This window comes from Elongatibacter sediminis (assembly GCF_037892215.1).
Taxonomy (GTDB): domain Bacteria; phylum Pseudomonadota; class Gammaproteobacteria; order Xanthomonadales; family SZUA-36; genus Elongatibacter; species Elongatibacter sediminis.
Genome location: NZ_JAZHOG010000007.1, coordinates 226,110 through 246,213, shown reverse-complemented (window position 1 = coordinate 246,213; position 20,104 = coordinate 226,110). Strand labels below are relative to the sequence as shown.

Below are 20,104 nucleotides of genomic sequence, written 5' to 3'. Positions count from 1 at the left end.
GCGCAGCGCTTACGGAGAACGACGTGCCCGGCACCTCCACCCACATCAACCTGTTCGATCTGGATCACGCGGGCCTGCGTGAGTTTTTCGCGTCCATCGGCGAGAAGCCGTTTCGCGCCGAACAGGTTCTGAAGTGGGTGTACCACCACGGCCAGACCGATTTCGAAGGCATGACCAATCTCAGCGCCGACCTGCGCGCGCGGTTGGGAGAAATCGCGGTGCTGGAGCCGCCGCGCGTGCTGTCGGAACAGACCTCCCGCGACGGCACGGTGAAATGGCTGATGGGCTTCGGTGGCGGCAACGCCATCGAAACGGTGTACATTCCCGAACCGAACCGGGGCACCCTGTGCATTTCCTCCCAGGTGGGCTGCGCGTTGAACTGCACGTTCTGTTCCACCGGCGCGCAGGGTTTCAGCCGCAACCTCACCACCGGCGAGATCATTGGCCAGGTGTGGCAGGCCGCGCGTGCGCTGGGACATGAGCGGAACGGCCGCCGCCGCATCACCAATGTCGTGCTGATGGGCATGGGCGAGCCACTGCTGAATTTCGACGCGGTGTTGCCGGCGCTGTCCCTGCTGCGCGACGATTTGGGTTTCGGGCTGGCGGCACGGCGGGTCACGCTGTCGACGGCCGGCCTGGTTCCGGGCATCGACCGGCTGCGTGACGCCATCGACGTCGCATTGGCGGTCTCGCTGCACGCACCCGAAGACGACCTGCGTGAGCAACTGGTTCCACTCAACCGCAAATATCCGATCGCGGAACTGATGGCCGCCTGCCAACGCTACGTGTCGGACAAGCACAAGCGCAGCGTCACCTTCGAGTACACCCTGATCGACGGCATGAACGATCACCCCGAACATGCCCGCAAACTGGTCAAGCTGTTGCGTCGCGTGCCCAGCAAACTCAACCTGATTCCGTTCAACCCGTTTCCCGGCACCCGCTTCCGCTGCTCGCCGCCCGAACGCATTCGCGCCTTCCAGGAAATCGTCATGGCCGGCGGACTGATCGCAACGGTGCGCAAGACCCGCGGCGACGATATCGATGCCGCCTGCGGGCAGCTGGCTGGCCGCGTACTCGACCGCACCCGCCGCAGTGAACGGCTGCGCGCCGCCGCCGGGAGCGCGCAGTGACCCGCACGGTCACCGGTCTGGCGGCGCAGTCCGTGCGGAATTTCCATTACCTGGCCTGTATCGTGCTCCTGACCACGTGGCTCGGCGGTTGCGCCAGCACGGGTCCATCGCGCGCGAGCGAGGACGGCGCGGCGCGCAAGGCGGCGGAAACCAACACCTCCCTCGGGCGCCGGTACATGGATCGCGGCCAGTACGAAGTGGCGCTGGAGAAACTCAAACGGGCCGTGGCCCACGACCGCACCTACGCGCCGGCGCACACCCTTCTGGCCATCCTCTACGAGACCATCAACATGGTCGAAGAAGCCGCCGAGGAGTACCGCCTCGCGGTCCGATACGCCCCCGCGAACGGCGACGTCAACAACAATTACGGTGTGTTTCTGTGCGGGCAGGGCGAAGGCGAAAAGGCGGACGCGTATTTCCAGACCGCGGTGAAGGATCCGTTTTACGCCACCCGATACGTTGCCTACGCCAATGCCGGCCGTTGCGCCCTTGAACTCGGTGATCTGGACAAAGCTGAGAGGTATTTGCGACAATCCCTTGAATACGACGGAAAATATGCGCCGGCATTGCTGCCCATGGCCGAAGTCAGCTACCGCAAGGAAGCGTTTCTGCCCGCCCGCGGTTTCCTGCAGCGTTACGAGGCTGTTGGCGAGCCGAATGCGGCCAGTCTGTACCTTGGGTACCGCGTTGAAACCGCCCTGGGCGATGCCCGGGCAGCGGATGCATACCTGCGCACATTGAGGGATGAATTTCCAGGCTCTGCGGAAGCCGCACAGACGAGAGCACCCAATTGAACGCCGATAGCCAGAATGAACTGATACCAAAAACGCTCGGCGAAACGCTGCGACTGGCGCGTCGGGCCCAGGGACTGGCGCTGAACGATATCGCCGCCGAACTTCACATCCGTCCCTCCACCTTACGCGCCATCGAAGCGGACGCGACCGGCCATCTGCCCGCCGTGTACCTCAAGGGCTACATCCGCAGTTACGCACAACACCTGAAGATTCCCGCCGCCGACGTGGAATGCCTGCTGGGTGAGGCCCCGTGCGCCCAACCCACCGTGCGGCCCGTGTTCAGCGACGCCTTGCCCAAAGACCGCAGTGAACGCTGGTTCAAAGCCACCAGCTACGTGCTGGCATCCGCGGTGGTGATTGCGCTGGTCTGGCAGTTCACCACCGAAGCGGTTCGGTTTTCCCAGGGCGATCCCCGCAGCACCCCGGCTAACGCGGCGACGAGTGAAAAAGCCGGATCCCCGGCGGCCGACCCGGATGCGGGCGGCCAACCCGCCGCCACGCGCAGCGAACCCGCGAAATCTCACCTGCGTGCTTCCATCGCGGCCATGGAACCGGCACGACCGGCCGCACGCCGCACCATCGCCGAGGAAGCCTGGGCCGCGGTGGGCAGCATCACACCGGCCGCGGGCGAGCAAGCCGCCACACCGGGACAGGGTGCGCTGGCCATCTCCACTTCGGCGGACAGCTGGATCGAAATCGTCGACGGCAACGGCGATCGTATCGAGATGGACCTGATGCGCGCCGGCAGTCAACGCAACTATCAGGGCAAGGAGCCGTTCCGGCTGCTGCTCGGACGGGCATCGTCCATCGATCTCGTCTTCAACGGGGAGTCCATTGACCTCGGCCCCCATACGCGCGGCAATGTCGCCCGCATCACCCTGGGCGGCGAATCCGGCGACCCGGCCAACGAAGCCACGGCGGATGAAGCATCAAATCCGCGGTCGGAACCGCCGGCCGGTGGCACCGATTCGGGCGACGGCGGCTCAATGCCGGAAGCCGACTGAAGCAGCGCCCCGTCCCGGGCCGGCACGGATCCGTCTGCGGCGGATTTTTGGAGTGATACCGTTTTGACTTCCACCATCCAATCCATTCGCGGGATGCATGACATCCTCCCGTCCGACCTTCCTGCATGGCAACGCCTGGAGCAGACGGTCGCGGACATCTTCACGCGTTATGCATACTCCGAAATCCGCATTCCGGTGGTGGAAAAAACCGAATTGTTCGCACGCGCCATCGGTGATGCCACCGACGTCGTCGAAAAAGAAATGTACACCTTCGAGGATCGCAATGGCGACCAGTTGAGCCTGCGCCCCGAAGGCACCGCCGGGGTGGTGCGCGCGGTATTGCAGAACGGTCTGCTGTACGCCACCCCCCTGCGCCTGTGGTACGCCGGCCCCATGTTTCGCCGCGAACGACCGCAAAAAGGCCGCACCCGCCAGTTCCACCAGATCGGTGCCGAAGTGTTCGGCGCGCACGGACCGGACGTCGATGCCGAGCTGCTGGCCCTGTGCAAGCGCCTGTGGGACGCACTGGGCATCGGCGGCCTGCGCCTGGAAATCAATTCCCTGGGCACGGCCGAAGAGCGGGCGGCGTACCGGGAAGCACTGAAAACCTACTTCGCCGCCCACCCGGACGCGCTGGATGCGGACAGCCAACGGCGGCTCGAACGCAATCCGCTGCGCATTCTCGACAGCAAAAACCCGGACATGCGGGAACTGATCGCCGGCGCGCCCGCGCTGGACAGTTACCTGGGGGAAGCATCGCGCGATCATTTCGACACCCTGCGGCGTTACCTGGATGATCTCGGTGTCGCGCACCGGGTCAACCCGCGCCTGGTGCGTGGGCTGGATTACTACAGCCACACGGTGTTCGAATGGATTACCGACGAGCTCGGCGCCCAGGGCACCGTGTGCGCGGGTGGGCGCTACGACGGGCTGGTCGAGATCCAGGGCGGCAAGCCCTGGCCCGGCATCGGCTTCGCGATGGGGCAGGAACGGCTGGTCGAATTGATGCGTCTGAACCGGAAAGAGAGCGGGGCGGCGCCCCACCTGTACTTTGTTCTGGTCGGCGACAGCACCACTTCGGCGGGCCTGGCCCTGGCCGAACGCCTGCGCAGCGCACTGCCCGGACTGCGCATCCAGCTCAATCTCGCCGGTGGCAGTTTCAAGGCGCAATTCCGCCGCGCGGACCGCAGCGAGGCGCCGCTGGCACTCATTCTCGGCGAGGAAGAAGTGAACAATCAGACCGTTTCGATCAAGCCGCTGCGTGAAGCCGGCTCACAACAGGAACGTATGCCGGTCGAAGACCTCGAAAACTGGCTGCGGAAGTGGCTGTCCGATACCACCGCCCGGGGGCCTGTGTCCGACCCGCCAATGCACTAGAATAGTCCACCGTCATCGGCCATCCCGCGGCCGGTAAACCGAACGATTGCAGTGAGAAACATAAATGGTTGAGATTTACGATGCCCACGAGCAGGGCGAAGTCGTCAAAAAGTGGTTGCAGGAAAACGGTGCAGCCATCGTCATCGGAATTGTCGTTGCGTTCGGCGGACTGTTCGGATTCAAGCAGTGGCAGAGCTGGCAGGCCTCGAAGCAGCAGGAGGCCTACGCCGAGTTCAATGTCATGAGTGAATTGCTCTCAGCCAGCCAGCTCGACGCGGCCATGGACAATTTTCAGAACCTGCAGGACCAGCATGCGGACTCGCCGTACGCTTCGCTGGCGGCGCTGCAAATGGGTCGTGCGCGGGTGGAAGCCAGCCAGCCGGACCTGGCCATCAACCAGTACCGCTTCGTGATGGACGAGGGCCGCCCCACCGCACTTAAAACCGTAGCCCGGCTTCGTCTGGCCCGTCTCCTGCTGGCCCAGGACAAGGCCGAGGAAGCACTCAGCCTGATCGAGAACGCGCCTGAAACCGAAGGATTCGTGGCCGGCTTTGCCGAAGTGCGTGGCGACATCCTCAAAACCCTGGGACGAAGCGAGGATGCGGTCACTGCCTACCAGGAAGCGCTGGACTCGCTGGAACCCGGGGTCGGCGACCGGGCAACGCTGGTGCTGAAGCTCGAAGCCCTGGGCGTGGTGCCCGATGAGGAGGGCGCGGCCTGATGCGAGGGCGGCACACAGTTTCCGGCAGGCGCGAAGCCGGAAAAATCCGGGCGCGCCTGATGACCGTCGCGCTGATCGCGGTTCTGACGCTGCCGGGTTGCAACTGGATTCGGGGTTGGGGAGAACCGGAACCGGGTGATCCGGCCGAACTGGTCAAGTTCGAGCCCAGTGTCAAGGTTCGCAAAATCTGGTCGACCGATATCGGCGACGGCATGGGCGAGATCGGACTGACCATGCCGCCCGTGTATGCCGATGGCCAACTGTACGCGGCAGATTATGAAGGCCGCCTGATGGCCGTGGACGCCGACGACGGCCGCCGCATCTGGGAGGTCAAAACCAAGTTGCCGTTTTCCGGCGGCCCCGGCGTGGGCGCCTCGCTGGTCGTCATGGGAACCATCGACGGCGGTGTCGTGGCTTTCAACGCCGACAGCGGCAGCCAGATGTGGACCGCCCGGGTTTCATCCGAAGTATTGGCGGTGCCGGGCGTGACCGATGACGTCGTGGTGGTGCGCAGCATCGACGGGCGGGTGTTCGGCCTGGACGCGAGCAACGGCGCCCGCCTGTGGATTTACGACCACAGCGTGCCGCTACTCACCCTCAGGGGTAACGCCAACATCCTGGTCCGCGGCAGCACGGTCTTCGTCGGTTACGACGACGGCTCGGTCTCGGCACTGCGACTGGACGACGGCAGCCTGATCTGGAACCAGGCCATCGCCTCGCCGGACGGCCGCACCGAACTCGAACGCCTGGCCGACATCGGCGACCAGATGGTCATCGTGGCCTCCGATCTGATCGTTTCCAGTTACAAGAACCGGGTCGTCTCGCTCGCCGCCGATTCGGGCCGCCTGCTGTGGTTCAAGGAAATCTCCTCGGCCACCGGGGTACAGGTCGATCGCACCAACCTGGCGGTCGCCGACCAGATCGGTGACGTCTGGCTGCTGGATCGTCGCAACGGCTCCACCATGTGGAAGATCGATCAGCTCACCAATCGCGGCGTCACGCGGCCCGCGTTTTACGGTGACATGCTGGTGGTCGGCGACCAGGAAGGCTATCTGCACTGGATCGACCTGGAAGAGGGCCGATTCGTGGCACGTGAGCGCGAGGGGCGCAATGGTTTCGCCACCGCTCCGCTGACCGTAGGCACCACGCTTTACGTCCTGACCCGGAAAGGCAACCTGGCAGCCTACCGCGCAGGCGCGGCCTTGTAAGCCCGGGTGCCGGCCGTGCGCTCCTTTGTTCCAACCCATCCCCGCGTACCCACTTCGGGGTGTGCCTCGTGCTGCCCGTCGTAGCCATTGTCGGACGGCCCAACGTCGGCAAATCCACGCTGTTCAACGCGCTGACCCGCACCCGTGACGCCCTGGTGGCCGACATGCCCGGGGTCACCCGTGACCGCCAGTACGGCATTTGCCGCGTGGGGCCCCGGCCCTGCGTGCTGGTGGATACCGGTGGACTGGTCGCACAGGCCGAGGGTATCGACTCACTGACCGCCCGGCAGGTGCGCCAGGCGGTGGAGGAAGCCGCCGTGGTGCTGTTCGTGGTCAGCGCCCGTGACGGCCTGACGGCGGCTGACCGCGAAATCGTCGAGGACCTGCGGCGCTCGGACCGGTCCGTGCTGCTGGTGGCGAACAAAATCGACGGCCTCGAACATCACGTGGCCGCGGCCGATTTCGCCGAACTCGGCATGGGCGAACCGCTGACCGTTTCGGCCGAGCACCGCCGGGGGCTGGAAACCCTGATGGACGCCGCCGCCGATGCCCTGCCTGCGGAAACCCCGATCAACGACGAGGACGACGACAGCGACGAGCCCGGCGCCATCCGGCTGGCCATCGTCGGGCGTCCGAACGTCGGCAAGTCGACTCTGGTCAATCGCCTGCTGGGCGAGGAGCGGGTGCTGGCCTTCGACCAGCCGGGCACCACGCGTGACACCATCGCGGTTCCACTCGAACGCGATGGTGTGGAGTACCTGCTGATCGATACGGCCGGCGTGCGGCGCCGTTCGAGGGTCACCGAAGCGGTCGAGAAATTCAGTACCATCAAGGCCCTGCAGGCCATCGAACAGGCCCATGTCGTGGCCCTGATGCTCGACGCCAGCGAGGGCCTGACCGACCAGGACACGACCCTGCTGGGCCACGTGCTCCAGCAGGGCCGGGCACTGGTCATTGTTCTGAACAAGTGGGACGGTTTGCCGGCGGATCATCGCGCCCGGGTCAAACAGGAACTGGACCGCCGGCTGACTTACGTTTCATGGGCGCGCCGGGTCACGATGTCGGCCCTGCACGGCACCGGAATCCAGGAACTTCTCGACGCGGTGCAGCAGGCCTGGCGCAGCGCGACCATGAGCATTCCGACCTCGGAGCTCACGCGCGTCTTGAACGCGGCCTTCGAGGCCCACCAGCCTCCCATGGTCCACGGCCGCACGGCCAAGCTGCGTTACGCCCACGCCGGTGGGCGACTGCCACCGCGCATCGTCATTCACGGCAGCCGCACCCGGACCGTTCCGGAGAGTTACACGCGCTATCTCGCCAATCGGGTCATCGACCATTTCGGTTTGAAGGGCACGCCGTTGCGCATCGAATACCGCGACAGCGACAATCCGTACAAGGGGCGCAAGAATACGCTCACCCCGCGCCAGTTGGCCAAGCGCAAACGCCTGAAGAAATTCACCGGCCGCAAGCGCTGAAGTGCCCGAACCGGGTTCGGGAGGCGGGGCCTGCCGCCGCAGGCCGGGCCCGTTCTATCGCCGGCTAGAGCGACCAGGAGCCCAGGTTGCGTTCGATGGTGTGGCGAAAGCCGGCGTCGTCCGGAGCGACTTTCGACGGCCAGTGTTCGACCAGGTCACCCTCACGACTGAACAGGTACTTGTGGAAGTTCCAGCGAGGCAGCACGTCCGCGGTGTACTCTTCGCGCAGCGCGATGAACAGCGGGTGCGGGCTGGCGCCGATGATGGACTGGCGCTCGGTGAGCGGAAAGGTCACTCCGTAATTTTCGCTGCAAAAAGCCGCGATCTGCTCCGACTCACCCGGTTCCTGTTCGCCGAATTCGTTGCACGGAACGCCGATCACCATCAGCCCGCTGCGCTGGTACTCGGTCCACAGCGACTGCAGACCGGCGTATTGCGGTGTGAACCCGCATTCCGACGCGGTATTGACGAGCAGAATGGGCTGGCCATTCCAGCGTTCCAGTGGCATGCTTGCGCCGGTTATCGAGCGAAATGCATATTCGTGTACGCGCATGAAATCAGTGTCCTCCTGACGTCCGGTCAGGATAGCCCAGATTGACCCATGTTTCTTCCTCCGAGGAGCCGGAACTGCATGAACAGCAACAAGCCAGCCACAACCCAGGCCGCGCACTCGGCCCGCATTCTCGACGGCAACGCCGCCAGCGCGGCCGTAATCGAACGCGTGCACGATTCGATCGAACGGCACGTGGCGGCCGGCGGTCGCCGGCCGGGTCTGGCGGTGGTCCTGGTGGGCGCCGATCCCGCATCGCAGATTTACGTGCGGGCCAAGCGCCGCGACTGCGAACGGGCCGGCATCGAGGCGCGCGATTTCGACCTCGACGCGTCGACCTCACAGGAAACGCTGCTCGACCTGATCCAACAGCTCAACGACGATCCCGCCATCGATGGCATCCTGGTGCAACTGCCCCTGCCAGCCCAGATCGACGAGGTCGCCGTCACCAACAGCATCGACGCGGACAAGGATGTCGATGGCTTTCACGCCTTCAACGTGGGTCGCCTGGCGCTGCGGCAGCCGGGTCTGCGGCCGTGCACGCCGCGTGGTGTGATGGCACTGCTCAGCTTTCATGGACTGGAAATCCGCTCGAAACACGCCATCGTGGTCGGGGCCTCCAACATCGTGGGCCGGCCGATGTCGCTGGAGCTGCTGCTGGCGGGTGCGACCACCACCGTGACCCACCGTTTCACGCATGACCTCGAGGACCATGTTCGCCAGGCGGATGTCGTGGTCTGCGCCGTGGGCAAGCCCGGCGTCGTGCGGCCGGAATGGATCCAGCCGGGCGCGATCGTCGTGGATGTCGGCATCAACCGCATGGCCGATGGACGCATTACCGGGGACATCGACTTCGAGGCGGCCAGCCAACGCGCCGCGTGGATCAGCCCCGTACCCGGCGGCGTCGGCCCGATGACCCGTGCGATGCTGATGCTGAATACCGCGGAAGCGGCCGGACTGCAGGTCGAGTTGCCGTACCACCCGCACTCAACCGGCTGAACCGCCTTTCAATCCCGTTCGCGGTGCTCCGCAGGCGCTTGCGTACGCGCACCCTGCGACAAGGCTTTGGCGCGAACGGTGTTAACGCCTTCGCCCGTCCACCGGCCGGGGGAACACCCGGCCGTTACGAATGCTCCAGGATCGCCGCCACGCCCATGCCGCCGGCGGTGCAGATCGAGATCAGTCCGCGGCCACCGCCCGCGCGCTGCAGGCTTTCCGCCAGGGTGCCCAGGATGCGCGCACCGGTGGCGGCGAAGGGATGACCCACAGCGAGGCTGCTGCCGTGTACGTTCAGGCGTTCGCGGTCAATCGGCCCCAGCGCCTGCTCCAGGCCCAGCCGTTCGCGGCAGTAACGGTCCGACTCCCAGGCAGCGAGGGTACACAGCACCTGGGCGGCGAACGCCTCGTGGATTTCGTAGAAATCGAAGGACTGCAGATCGAGCCGGGACCGCTGCAGCATCTCCGCGACGGCGACGGTCGGCGCCATCAACAGGCCTTCGTCGTGGACGAAGTCGACGGCGGACGTGCGGCCGGCGGTCAACCAGGCCTGGACCGGCAAATCATGTTCACGCGCCCAGTCCTCGGATGCCAGCAGCACCGCGGCGGCGCCGTCGGTCAAGGGCGTGCTGTTGCCCGCGGTCAGAGTGGCCGCTTCATCGCGCGCGAATACCGTGCGTAGTTGTCCCAGTTTTTCCAGGGACGTATCCGGCCTGAGGTTGTTGTCACGCGCGACTCCGGACCAGGTCTGAACCAGCGGGTCGAAGAATCCGCTGTCATAGGCCGCGGCAGCGCGCTGATGGCTGGTCAGCGCCAGCTCATCCTGCGCTTCGCGCGGAATCTTCCATTCCCGCGCCATGCGTTCGCAGTGCTGGCCCATGGACATGCCGGTTCGCGGCTCGCCGTTGGCGGGCACCACCGGTTTCAGCTCACCCGGGCTCAGGCCCTTGAACGCCTTGAGCCGATCCCCGATGGTTCGCGCAGTGCCGGCCCTGGCGAGGCGCTGCGCGAATTTGCGCCCAAACACGATGGGCGGATCGGACGTGGTATCGGTACCCGCGGCGATACCGCATTCGATTTGCCCGGAAGCGATTTTGGCACCGATCATCAGCGCCGCCTGCAGGCTGGTCCCGCAGGCCTGCTGCAGGGTGATGCCCGGTGTGAGCGGCGACAGAGTGGTGGACAACAGGGCCTCGCGGGCCAGGTTCCAGTCACGCGAATGGGTGGTCACCGCGCCGGCGACAACTTCGTCGGGTTGGGCGCCGTCGAGTCCGAAACGGTCGACCAACCCCTGCAGGGCGGCCGCCAGCATGTCCATGTTGGTGCGATCGGCATACAGCGTGTTGGAACGGCAGAACGGGATTCGGCTGCCGCCGATGACGGCCACGCGGCGTAGTTCAGTCGTCATTTTTGTGCTCCTCGTTCTTGGTTTCCCCGTTTTCGCGGGCAGGTTCGTGTGTCCCATCCGGTTGCTGCCGATCCGCTCCGTCCTTGATGTCCGGTACGGGATCGGGTTCACTGCCACCGCTCCGTTCCAGGTAGTGCAGTGGACCACCGCGGAACGGCGCGAAACCGGTTCCGAACACCATGCCGGCGTCGAGCACCGCGGCATCGGCGACGATGCCGTCGGCCAGGCAGGCACGACACTCATCGAAGTAGGGCTGCATCAACTCCCTGGACAGGGTCTTGAGATTGATGCCGTCCACCGCATCGTCATCCTTGACCGGCTTGCCGTCTTTCCAGACGTAGAAGCCTTCACCCGACTTCTTGCCCAGCTTGCCCGCTTCGACCAGCTCACGGATGGCGGCGATGTCTTCGGCCGCCGCCTCGCCCCCCAGCATCTGCATCACGCTGACGCCGACATCCAGGCCCACCGTGTCGGCCAGTTCCACCGGCCCCATGGGCATGCCGAAATCGGTCGCGGCACGATCCAGGGCCTCTTTGGGTACGCCGCGCTCGCGGTGAATCTGCAGGGCCTTCTGCATGTAGGGTGCGAGGACCCGGTTCACCAGGAAACCGGGGCTGCTGCGAACGGGCAGCGGAAAGCGGGATATCTGGTTGCAGAATGCCGCGGCACGTTCGATTTCGCCGGGGTCGGTGGCGGCGTCATGCACCACCTCCACCAGCGGCATCTTGGCCACCGGATTGAAAAAGTGCAGTCCCACCAGGCGCTCGGGCCGCTGCAACACGCTGGCCAGCTCGCCCAGCGGGATGGCCGACGTGTTGGTGGCCAGAATCGCGTCCGCGGCCATTTCCGGTTCCAGCGACCGGTACAGTTCCCGTTTGGCGTCGGCGTTCTCGAAAATCGCTTCGATCACGACATCGGCCCGGGCTACGCCACGGCCTTCGACGTCCGCGATCAGACGGCTGCGCGCGGCGGCGATACGGGGCGGGGTGCGAAGCTTGCGTTTGAACAGTTTTCCGGCCCGCTCGATGGCCGGCTCGATGTATTTCATTTCACGGTCCTGCAAGGTCACTTCCAGCCCCTGCAACACGCACCAGGCGGCAATGTCACCCCCCATGACCCCGGCACCGACCACGTGCACCCGGCGGGCCCGGAACGACGATTTCTTGCCTTCTTCCTTGAGCCGCTCCATCAACCAGAACACGCGTCGCAGACCGGCCGAGGTGTCACTCGTGATCAGTTCGCCAACCCGCCGGGCCTCGGCTTCGAGCATGTCCGCCTTGCTGCCGCCGAATTCCTCCCAGGCATCGATCAGCGCGAACGGGGCCGGGTAGTGATCCGGGTTGGCCCGCTCGGCGGTCTTGCGCCGGATCATGCCGGCCATGGCCTTGCGTGCGGGGGCCGTGTTGCTGAGCCGTTGCAGCCAACCGGGGCCGGAATTGCGCCGGTTTTTCAAGATGGCATTGCGAGCCGCCCAGCGCAATTCACCATGCGGCCCGACCAGCTTGTCCACGAGCCCGATGGCCCGGGCCTGGGGCGCCCGCAGCATGCGGGCGCTGAGCATGGTTTCGAGCGCCTTCGGCCCACCCAGCAACCGGGTGCTGCGCGCGCTGCCTCCAAAACCCGGGTAAATGCCCAGTTTCACCTCCGGAAAGCCCAGGCGGGTGCGGTCCGTGTTGTGGGCGATCCGGTAATGGCAGGCCAGCGCCAGTTCGAGTCCGCCGCCCAGGCAGACGCCGTCGATGGCGACGACGACGGGAAAGGGCAGGGCTTCGATGCGATCGAACAGGGCGTGAATCTCGCGAATGGAGGCCGCGGCTTCCTCTGGATCGGTGACGTCTTCGAATTCGCGCACGTCTGCGCCAACGATGAACGAGCCCGGTTTCCCGGACTGGAATACGAGGCCGCGCGGGCCATCCCGTGCCGCATCCCGGACCAGGGTGTCGAGTTCGCTCAACACGTCGCGGGAAAGACTGTTGGCCGACTCGCCGGCGCGATCCAGGGTCGCCCAGCGTATTCCGTCGAGATCGTGCTCGATGCGCCAGTGCGTGAATTCAGTTTGGCTCATGCTCAAGCTCCGTACGGCAAAGTATGGCGTAAGTGAAAAAAAACCCGTAATGGGTCCGGTCGTGCGCCGAAACCGGCCCCTGCGGCTCGCCTGCTCAGAATCACCCGCAAGGATCTTTCATTATGACAGATGCACCGGACACGACCAACGCGCCCGGCGCGGGTCACGGCAAAACGAACCCTGCCTGGCGCAACATGCCGGACACGGCGATCAGCGGCAGCCCGATGATGGCGGTCGGATCGTCGGCCCGCATGCCGCGCATCAGCACCGGCCCGGCGCGTTCGGATTTGAAACTGCCAGCGCAATCCAGCGGTTGATCGTGTTCCACGTAGCGTTGAACTTCCGCGGCCCGCAGTTCCCGGAAGTGGATTTCCGTGACCACCAGTTCGTCGAGCTTCAGACCGGACGACTCGCGCTGCAGAGATACGGCGGTCAGAAACCGAACCGTTTGGCCACTGAACTCCAGCAACTGCGCACACGCGCGCTCAACGGTTCCCGGCTTGCCGATGATGCGCCCCTGGAACTCGGCGACCTGGTCGGAGCCGATCACGACGGCATCGGGGTGAACCCGCGCCACCGCGGCTGCCTTGTCGCCTGCCAGGCGGCGGGTCAGGGCGTGGGCGTCCTCACCGGGATGCGGATCTTCAGGGATTTCCGGCGATACCGTGGCGAAGTCCACGCCCAGGCGTCGTAACAGCTCCGCCCGGTAGCGGCTGGTCGAAGCAAGAATAAGGGGAGGGGGGTGTGTCGGTTTATGCATTTATGTTGTAAAATAGCGGGTTTGCGTTTGCCGCTTCATCGGCCTGTGTGCGTGGCACGCGGGGTTCGGGCGGCGCCATTATGGGGCCGGGCCGAAGTACAGGTCCAGCACGGAGGCGGAAATGTCACGGGACTATCCCGACCAGGTCGATCCCTGGAAGGCGGCGGAAGGCCGCAGGACGTTTTCCGGCACCGTGCCCATGGACCGTATGGCGCGGCTGATGCCCCTGCTGGAGCCACCGGTCGGCGAGGCCGAATTCACCGCGCAGTTCCGGTTCGACGAGGAACGCAACGCGGTGATCCGCATCGAGGTTCGGGCAAAGCTGCCGATGATTTGCCAGCGCAGCCTGAAACGATACGAGGAATCCGTGCAGCGGCGTTCGCTGCTCGGTGTGATCACCTCGGCGGACGAGGAATCGGACCTGCCGGGACATTACGAACCGGCGCTGGCGGAAAACGGCCGGATCCAGTTGCGGGATCTGGTCGAGGACGAGTTGCTGCTGGGCGCGCCACAGGTCCCGCGTGATCCGGCCGTGGATGCGGTACGCCGCTCCTTTGGCCGGTCTGGATCGGAGCAGGACGAGCCGCCTGCGTCATCGAGCGACGAGCCGACGCGGCGGCCGTTCGCGGACCTGGCCGAGCAACTGGCCCGCAAACAGTCCGGCAAGCCGGAAGAAGAACAGTAGTACCCGGCCGCGCTTCAAGCCGGCAATGGCGATTGAAACGCGGCCAGGGATTTTAGACACACAATCGATTTTGCAGTAACGACGGGCTTCAGCCCATAATCAGAGAGTCACAGCGGGAGAATCGCAATGGCAGTTCAACAAAACAGGAAGACTCCGTCCAAACGGGGAATGCGTCGCTCCCACGACGCCATCAGTGCACCGACCCTGTCGGTCGATCCCACCACCGGTGAGACGCATCTGCGCCACCACGTCAGCCCCGAGGGCTACTACAAGGGCCGCAAGGTCATTGACAGTAAAGTCGTCGAGTTCGACGAAGAGTAATCGTTTTCGGAATATTTTCCGCCGCGGGTGACACGCCGGCGGCGGAAAATTCTGCCGCGAACGTGTCGCTTTCATGACAGCCGCTGATCCCGCGATGCTTGCCATCGACGCCCACGGTGGCGACCACGGTGTGGTCGTCACGGTGCCGGCGGCGGTGGCGGCGCTGCGTACCGACACGCGCCTGCAGGCCGTGCTGGTCGGGCGTGAACCCGAAATCCGTCAGGCCCTGGCTTCGTGCAGGCAAGCACCGTCCGATCGCATCCAGATCCGGCATGCCGAGGACATCCTGCCGATGGATGCCGGTCCGGCGACGGCGCTGCGGCGCGGCCGCAAGAGCAGCATGTGGCTGGCCCTGCAAATGGTCGCGGACGGCTCGGCGGGCGCCTGTGTCTCTGGCGGGGGCACGGGTGCGCTGATGGCGCTGGGGGTCAAGCAAGTCGGCTTGTTGCCGGGTCTGCAACGCCCGGCCCTGATGGCCTGGGTGCCCCTGCCACATTGCCGTACGGCAATGCTCGACCTGGGCGCCAACCTGCATGTCAGCGCGCGCCAGCTGGTGCAGTTCGCGGTGATGGGCGCGGTCACGGCCGAAACGGCGGACCGGGTGGAAAACCCGCGGGTCGGCCTGCTCAATGTCGGCCACGAGGATGGCAAGGGCCATGAAGCCGTTCGCGAGGCGCATGCGGCTCTGAAGGAACTGCGATTGAACTACGTCGGCTTCGTCGAAGGACACGACATTTATTCCGGCAACGTGGATGTCGCCGTCTGTGACGGATTCAGCGGCAACCTGATCCTGAAAGCCAGCGAAGGTCTGGCCCGCATGCTGGTCAACGAGTTCCGCAACGCACTTTCGTCTTCGCTGGCCAGCCGCCTCGGAGCGCTGCTTGCCGGCCCGGCGATTCGGCGGGCGCTGGCGCCACTGGACCCCGCCGAGCATAATGGTGCGCCGCTGCTTGGACTCAAACGGGTGGTCGTCAAGAGTCATGGTGGCGCGGATTGCCGGGCCATGACCCGGGCGATCCTGGAGGCGGGACGCGAGGCCCGCCGCGGAGTGCCTGATCGGATCGAGGCGTCGATGCAGGCCTTTCAACTGGAGACGGAAGCGTGATCTATTCGAGAATCGCCGGCACCGGCAGCCATCTGCCCGCCAAGATCGTGACCAACCATGATCTCGAGAAAATCATGGACACCAACGATCAGTGGATTCGCGAACGCACCGGCATTCACGAACGGCGCGTGGTTTCGGATGGCGAAACCACACTGTCGATGTCGGCGGAAGCCGGCCGCAAGGCCCTCGAGGCCGCTGGTGTGGCGCCGGAGGAAATCGACCTCCTGGTCGTGGGTACGACCACGCCCGATCTCATTTTCCCCAGCACCGCCTGCCTGCTGCAGAAGGAACTGGGACTGCGCGACATTGGCGCGATGGACGTGAACGCGGCATGTTCGGGCTTCCTCTACGCGCTCAGCGTGGCGGACAAGTTCATTCGCTGCGGCGACAGCCGCAAGGTACTGGTTATCGGCGCGGAGACCCTGACCAAACTGCTCAACTGGAACAAGCGCGAAACCGCTGTGTTGTTCGGCGACGGCGCAGGCGCGGTGGTGCTGGAAGCGTCCGAAGAGGCCGGCGTTCTGTCGACCCACATCCATGCCGACGGCGCCTACGCCGACCTGCTGACGACCCACGTCGGCGTGTCACGGGGTTTCGATGGCATCGAGGAGAACGAGGGACGTCCGGAGATCGTCATGCGCGGGAACGAAGTATTCAAGGTGGCGGTGCGCACCCTGGGCCGGATCGTCAAGGAAACGCTGGGAGCCAACAATCTCGACAAGTCGGAACTGGACTGGCTCATCCCGCATCAGGCCAATTACCGCATCATTACCGCGACCGCACGCATGCTGGACATGAGCATGGACCAGGTGGTCGTAACCGTTGACCGGCACGGGAACACCTCGGCGGCCTCGGTGCCGCTGGCGCTCGACGAAGCGGTGCGCGACGGCCGGGTAAAGCGGGGCGACATGCTGCTGCTGGAGGCCTTCGGCGGCGGTTTCACCTGGGGTTCCGCCCTGATCCGCTACTGAACGGGATGCAAGCCGGGCACCGAGGGGCGCCCATGACGGCACGGTGCAGCCCGGCACGAGAACTCGCTGATCACTTCATAAAGACATGAATCAAAACCGACAGAAAACCGCTTTTTTGTTTCCCGGCCAGGGCTCGCAATCCGTCGGCATGCTGGCCGATCTGGCGCGGCACTCGCCCTGGGTCAAGAACACTTTCGACGAAGCATCGCAGGTACTGGGTTACAACCTGTGGGAATTGACCCTGGAAGGGCCGGCTGAGCGACTCAATCAAACCGAGGTGACGCAGCCCGCCATGCTGGCGGCTGGTGTGGCCACCTGGCGGGTGTGGCGTGATCTGGGTGGATTTGAACCGGACCTGATGGCCGGACACAGCCTCGGCGAATATTCGGCGCTGGTGGCGGCGGGCAACCTCGAGTTCGGCACGGCCGTGGCGGTGGTGGCCGAACGGGCACGCCTGATGCAGGCGGCAACACCGGCGGGCACCGGCGCCATGGCCGCCATCATCGGGCTCGAGGACACGCCGCTGCGCGAGGCCTGCGAGGCGGCCGCCCAGGGCCAGGTGGTGTCGTGCGCCAATTTCAATTCGCCGGGACAGACCGTGATCGCCGGCGACAAGGACGCGGTCGAACGGGCCTGCGCGTTGGCGCTGGAAGCGGGGGCGCGCCGGGCGGTCAATTTACCGGTCAGCGTGCCGTCCCATTGCGCACTGATGCGCAGCGCCTCGCGAGAACTCGAGATCACGCTGGTCGACACCGGGATCCAGCCCGGTTCCACCCCGGTTCTGCACAATGCCGACGTGCAGGCTCACACCGGGGCGGATTCCATTCGGGAAGCCCTGGTGAAACAGTTGTGGCAACCGGTGCGCTGGGCTGAAACCATCCGCGAAATGGAATCACGTGGCGTCACCCGCTTCGCCGAATGCGGACCCGGCAAGGTCCTCGCCGGATTGAACCGACGCATCAGCCGCGGCGCCGAAATCAAGGCACTGACGGATTTCGATGCCCTGCAGACAACCCTGAACAGCTGGAGTAGTTGAAATGAACTGGAGCCTGGAAGGACAGGTCGCCCTCGTCACCGGCGCCAGCCGCGGAATCGGCGCCGCCATCGCCGACCGACTCGCGGCACTTGGAGCCGTGGTGGTCGGTACGGCCACCAGCGATGCCGGGCGGGCGGCGATCAGCGAACGCCTGAAAGAGATCGACTCCCAGTGCCGCGGCGCCGTGCTCGATGTCAACGACGCACCGGCCTGTGATGCACTGGTGAAACAGATCGGCGAGGAGCTCGGCGCGCCGGCGATTCTGGTCAACAACGCCGGCATCACCCGCGACCAGTTGCTGATGCGCCAGAAAGAAGATGACTGGTCCGCGGTTCTGGACACCAACCTGCGCTCGGTCTACCGCTTGAGCAAAGCCTGTCTGCGGGGCATGATGAAAGCCCGCCACGGACGCATCATCAGCATTTCCTCGGTGATCGGCTCCATGGGCAACGCCGGACAGACCAGTTACGCGGCGGCCAAGGCCGGCATGGAAGGCTTTTCACGCTCGCTGGCCCGCGAGGTCGGATCGCGAGGCATTACCGTTAACGTGGTCGCACCGGGCTTCATCGTCACCGACATGACCGAGGCCCTGGATGAGGAGCAGCGAAACCGGCTACTGGAAGACATTCCGATGCAACGACTCGGCGCCCCGGAAGACATCGCGTCGGCCGTGGCTTACCTGGCATCCCCCATGGGGGGCTATATCACCGGGCAGGTGTTGCATGTCAACGGCGGCATGTACATGTGAAATATTCTGGAAAGATGCTATACCTGTTTGAAATATTAGATTTTTGTATTCCGAATGCGGGCAATACCCATACTGCCTCGCATGTTCATCAACTGGTATCGGCGCCGCAGATTCACTAGAATTGCGGCCCTGTATCACGCTAACGAGGATAACTCCGAAAATGAGCAGCATTGAAGATCGCGTCAAGAAAATCGTCATCGAACAACTCGGTGTCAAGGAAGACGAAGTCACGCCCAGCGCTTCGTTCGTCGACGACCTTGGTGCGGACTCGCTGGATACAGTCGAACTGGTCATGGCGCTGGAAGAAGAGTTCGAATGCGAGATTCCCGACGAAGAAGCCGAAAAGATCACCAGCGTTCAACAGGCGATTGATTACATCAAGGCCAACACCTGAGGCCTGTTCATTCCCCGGGGCGGCTGGCTACTGCCAGCCACTCCGGTATCGACCCTCCGGCTCGAACCCAATGAGCCGAAGCTGAGCATTTCGAGGATTACTCCGTGACCCAACGTCGCATTGTCGTTACCGGTATGGGGCTGATCAGCCCTGTCGGAAACACGGTCGCGTCCTCCTGGGACGCCATCTGCAACGGTCGCAGCGGCATCGGTCCGCTGACCGAGTTCGATGCCTCGCCCCTGGGCACCCGCATCGCGGGTGAAATCCGCGACTTCGATGTCACCGAATACATCCCTGAAAAAGAAGCCCGGCGCTACGACAAGTTCATGCATTACGGCATCTCGGCGTCGATTCAGGCCATTCACGACGCCGGCCTGGAAACGAGTGAGGTCGCGGTGGATCCCGAACGGGTCGGCCTTGCACTCGGTGCCGGCATCGGCGGCATCGCCACCATTGAGCAAACGATGCTGCTCTATCAGGAACGCGGGCCCCGGCGGGTTTCGCCGTTCTATATTCCGGGCTCGATCGTCAACATGATCAGCGGAATGCTGTCCATCAAGTTCGGCTACAAGGGCCCCAATATCGCCATCGTCACGGCTTGCACCACCGCCACCCACAATATCGGCATGGCGGCGCGCATGATTCGTTACGGCGACGCCGACGTGATGATCGCCGGCGGCGCCGAGTACGGCACCACCCCGACTGCCATGGCCGGATTCATTTCAGCCAAGGCAACCTCCAGGCGCAACGAAGAACCCGAAGCCGCCAGCCGGCCCTGGGACCGTGACCGGGACGGATTCGTGTTGTCCAACGGCGCCGGTGTGCTGGTGGTCGAAGAACTGGAACACGCCCGGCGGCGCGGCGCGAACATCCTGGCCGAACTGACCGGGTTCGGCATGAGCGGCGATGCCCACCACATGACGGCGCCGTCCGCAGACGGTGAAGGCGCGGCCCGCTGCATGCGCATTGCGCTGGAAGACGCCCACACCGATCCTTCCGCGGTGGACTACATCAACGCCCACGCCACGTCCACGGGGCTCGGCGACCGCGCGGAAACCGAAGCCATCAAGACGACCCTGGGCAATCACGCGATTCAGGTGGCTGTCAGTTCGACCAAGTCCATGACGGGCCATCTGCTGGGCGCGGCCGGCGGTGCCGAAGCGATTTTCACCATCCTGGCGATTCGCGACGGTATTCTGCCGCCGACCATCAACCTGGAGAACCCCGACGAGGGTTGCGACCTGGACTACGTACCCAACGAAGCGCGCGAGAGCCCGGTCAACGTGGCGCTCTCGAATTCCTTCGGTTTCGGCGGCACCAACGGAACGCTGGTCTTCTCGCGCTACCGCGACTGAC

General features: G+C 64.8%; 20 protein-coding genes. 16 read left to right on the top strand and 4 right to left on the bottom strand.

What is annotated here, in order from left to right; translation table 11 throughout:
- Positions 1-23 precede the first annotated feature (23 nt).
- From rlmN to der, 7 genes are all read left to right on the top strand, one after another.
- Positions 24-1,130, top strand: coding sequence for a dual-specificity RNA methyltransferase RlmN (rlmN, locus tag V3330_RS12165; protein WP_435791823.1), 1,107 nt, complete (start codon positions 24-26; stop codon positions 1,128-1,130).
- Positions 1,127-1,924 (top strand): type IV pilus biogenesis/stability protein PilW, encoded by a 798-nt coding sequence (gene pilW / locus V3330_RS12160; protein ID WP_354695693.1) that lies wholly within the window; start codon positions 1,127-1,129, stop codon positions 1,922-1,924. Before rlmN ends, pilW begins: the two co-directional genes overlap by 4 nt.
- A complete protein-coding gene (locus V3330_RS12155) occupies positions 1,921-2,928 on the top strand; it encodes a RodZ domain-containing protein (RefSeq protein ID WP_354695692.1) in 1,008 nt (335 codons plus the stop codon). The genes pilW and V3330_RS12155 overlap by 4 nt, the downstream gene beginning before the upstream one ends.
- Before the next feature lie 63 nt (positions 2,929-2,991).
- The gene (gene hisS / locus V3330_RS12150) at positions 2,992-4,305 is read left to right on the top strand and encodes a histidine--tRNA ligase (RefSeq protein ID WP_354695691.1); all 1,314 of its coding nucleotides are present in this window, start codon (positions 2,992-2,994) and stop codon (positions 4,303-4,305) included.
- A 64-nt stretch (positions 4,306-4,369) separates the two neighbouring features.
- The gene (locus tag V3330_RS12145; protein ID WP_354695690.1) at positions 4,370-5,026 is read left to right on the top strand and encodes a YfgM family protein; all 657 of its coding nucleotides are present in this window, start codon (positions 4,370-4,372) and stop codon (positions 5,024-5,026) included.
- Positions 5,026-6,234, top strand: coding sequence for an outer membrane protein assembly factor BamB (bamB, locus tag V3330_RS12140; RefSeq protein WP_354695689.1), 1,209 nt, complete (start codon positions 5,026-5,028; stop codon positions 6,232-6,234). Before V3330_RS12145 ends, bamB begins: the two co-directional genes overlap by 1 nt.
- Before the next feature lie 68 nt (positions 6,235-6,302).
- Complete coding sequence (gene der, locus V3330_RS12135) at positions 6,303-7,709, top strand: ribosome biogenesis GTPase Der (RefSeq protein WP_354695688.1); 1,407 nt, start codon at positions 6,303-6,305, stop codon at positions 7,707-7,709.
- A gap of 64 nt (positions 7,710-7,773) precedes the next feature.
- On the opposite strand, the gene V3330_RS12130 is transcribed toward der, so the two are convergent.
- A complete protein-coding gene (locus V3330_RS12130) occupies positions 7,774-8,262 on the bottom strand; it encodes a glutathione peroxidase (RefSeq protein WP_354695687.1) in 489 nt (162 codons plus the stop codon).
- Between the two features lie 78 nt (positions 8,263-8,340).
- On the opposite strand from V3330_RS12130, the gene folD reads away from it, so the two are divergent.
- Positions 8,341-9,258 carry a bifunctional methylenetetrahydrofolate dehydrogenase/methenyltetrahydrofolate cyclohydrolase FolD gene (gene folD / locus V3330_RS12125; protein ID WP_354695686.1) on the top strand — a complete coding sequence of 306 codons (918 nt, stop codon included), beginning with the start codon at positions 8,341-8,343 and terminating at the stop codon, positions 9,256-9,258.
- Positions 9,259-9,382: 124 nt separating this feature from the next.
- On the opposite strand, the gene V3330_RS12120 is transcribed toward folD, so the two are convergent.
- The 3 genes from V3330_RS12120 to V3330_RS12110 form a co-directional block, all read right to left on the bottom strand.
- Positions 9,383-10,663, bottom strand: coding sequence for an acetyl-CoA C-acetyltransferase (locus V3330_RS12120; protein WP_354695685.1), 1,281 nt, complete (start codon positions 10,661-10,663; stop codon positions 9,383-9,385).
- Positions 10,653-12,728: a 3-hydroxyacyl-CoA dehydrogenase NAD-binding domain-containing protein gene (locus V3330_RS12115; RefSeq protein WP_354695684.1), complete on the bottom strand. Its 2,076-nt coding sequence runs from the start codon at positions 12,726-12,728 to the stop codon at positions 10,653-10,655. The genes V3330_RS12120 and V3330_RS12115 overlap by 11 nt, the downstream gene beginning before the upstream one ends.
- A gap of 163 nt (positions 12,729-12,891) precedes the next feature.
- Positions 12,892-13,488, bottom strand: a complete 597-nt coding sequence (locus V3330_RS12110; protein ID WP_354695683.1) for a Maf family protein — start codon at positions 13,486-13,488, stop codon at positions 12,892-12,894.
- A 121-nt stretch (positions 13,489-13,609) separates the two neighbouring features.
- Between V3330_RS12110 and V3330_RS12105 the strand changes: the two genes are divergently transcribed.
- From V3330_RS12105 to fabF, 8 genes are all read left to right on the top strand, one after another.
- A complete protein-coding gene (locus tag V3330_RS12105) occupies positions 13,610-14,173 on the top strand; it encodes a YceD family protein (RefSeq protein ID WP_354695682.1) in 564 nt (187 codons plus the stop codon).
- A gap of 126 nt (positions 14,174-14,299) precedes the next feature.
- Positions 14,300-14,494, top strand: coding sequence for a 50S ribosomal protein L32 (gene rpmF / locus V3330_RS12100; protein WP_354695681.1), 195 nt, complete (start codon positions 14,300-14,302; stop codon positions 14,492-14,494).
- Between the two features lie 73 nt (positions 14,495-14,567).
- A complete protein-coding gene (gene plsX / locus V3330_RS12095) occupies positions 14,568-15,599 on the top strand; it encodes a phosphate acyltransferase PlsX (RefSeq protein ID WP_354695680.1) in 1,032 nt (343 codons plus the stop codon).
- Positions 15,596-16,570 (top strand): beta-ketoacyl-ACP synthase III, encoded by a 975-nt coding sequence (locus V3330_RS12090; RefSeq protein WP_354695679.1) that lies wholly within the window; start codon positions 15,596-15,598, stop codon positions 16,568-16,570. Before plsX ends, V3330_RS12090 begins: the two co-directional genes overlap by 4 nt.
- 85 nt (positions 16,571-16,655) lie before the next feature.
- A complete protein-coding gene (fabD, locus tag V3330_RS12085) occupies positions 16,656-17,606 on the top strand; it encodes an ACP S-malonyltransferase (RefSeq protein WP_354695678.1) in 951 nt (316 codons plus the stop codon).
- A 1-nt stretch (position 17,607) separates the two neighbouring features.
- Positions 17,608-18,354, top strand: coding sequence for a 3-oxoacyl-ACP reductase FabG (fabG, locus tag V3330_RS12080; protein WP_354695677.1), 747 nt, complete (start codon positions 17,608-17,610; stop codon positions 18,352-18,354).
- 160 nt (positions 18,355-18,514) lie between these two features.
- Positions 18,515-18,748 (top strand): acyl carrier protein, encoded by a 234-nt coding sequence (gene acpP / locus V3330_RS12075; protein ID WP_354695676.1) that lies wholly within the window; start codon positions 18,515-18,517, stop codon positions 18,746-18,748.
- A 104-nt stretch (positions 18,749-18,852) separates the two neighbouring features.
- A complete protein-coding gene (gene fabF, locus V3330_RS12070; protein WP_354695675.1) occupies positions 18,853-20,103 on the top strand; it encodes a beta-ketoacyl-ACP synthase II in 1,251 nt (416 codons plus the stop codon).
- Position 20,104: the final 1 nt, after the last annotated feature.

Excerpts from the sequence above, each read along its gene's own strand:
- V3330_RS12145 (WP_354695690.1), top strand. The coding sequence starts at position 4,370 with ATGGTTGAGATTTACGATGCCCACGAGCAGGGCGAAGTCGTCAAAAAG.
- bamB (WP_354695689.1), top strand. The coding sequence starts at position 5,026 with ATGCGAGGGCGGCACACAGTTTCCGGCAGGCGCGAAGCCGGAAAAATC.
- V3330_RS12130 (WP_354695687.1), bottom strand. The coding sequence starts at position 8,262 with ATGCGCGTACACGAATATGCATTTCGCTCGATAACCGGCGCAAGCATG.
- folD (WP_354695686.1), top strand. The coding sequence starts at position 8,341 with ATGAACAGCAACAAGCCAGCCACAACCCAGGCCGCGCACTCGGCCCGC.
- V3330_RS12120 (WP_354695685.1), bottom strand. The coding sequence starts at position 10,663 with ATGACGACTGAACTACGCCGCGTGGCCGTCATCGGCGGCAGCCGAATC.
- V3330_RS12115 (WP_354695684.1), bottom strand. The coding sequence starts at position 12,728 with ATGAGCCAAACTGAATTCACGCACTGGCGCATCGAGCACGATCTCGAC.
- V3330_RS12110 (WP_354695683.1), bottom strand. The coding sequence starts at position 13,488 with ATGCATAAACCGACACACCCCCCTCCCCTTATTCTTGCTTCGACCAGC.
- V3330_RS12105 (WP_354695682.1), top strand. The coding sequence starts at position 13,610 with ATGTCACGGGACTATCCCGACCAGGTCGATCCCTGGAAGGCGGCGGAA.
- rpmF (WP_354695681.1), top strand. The coding sequence starts at position 14,300 with ATGGCAGTTCAACAAAACAGGAAGACTCCGTCCAAACGGGGAATGCGT.
- plsX (WP_354695680.1), top strand. The coding sequence starts at position 14,568 with ATGACAGCCGCTGATCCCGCGATGCTTGCCATCGACGCCCACGGTGGC.
- fabD (WP_354695678.1), top strand. The coding sequence starts at position 16,656 with ATGAATCAAAACCGACAGAAAACCGCTTTTTTGTTTCCCGGCCAGGGC.
- fabG (WP_354695677.1), top strand. The coding sequence starts at position 17,608 with ATGAACTGGAGCCTGGAAGGACAGGTCGCCCTCGTCACCGGCGCCAGC.
- acpP (WP_354695676.1), top strand. The coding sequence starts at position 18,515 with ATGAGCAGCATTGAAGATCGCGTCAAGAAAATCGTCATCGAACAACTC.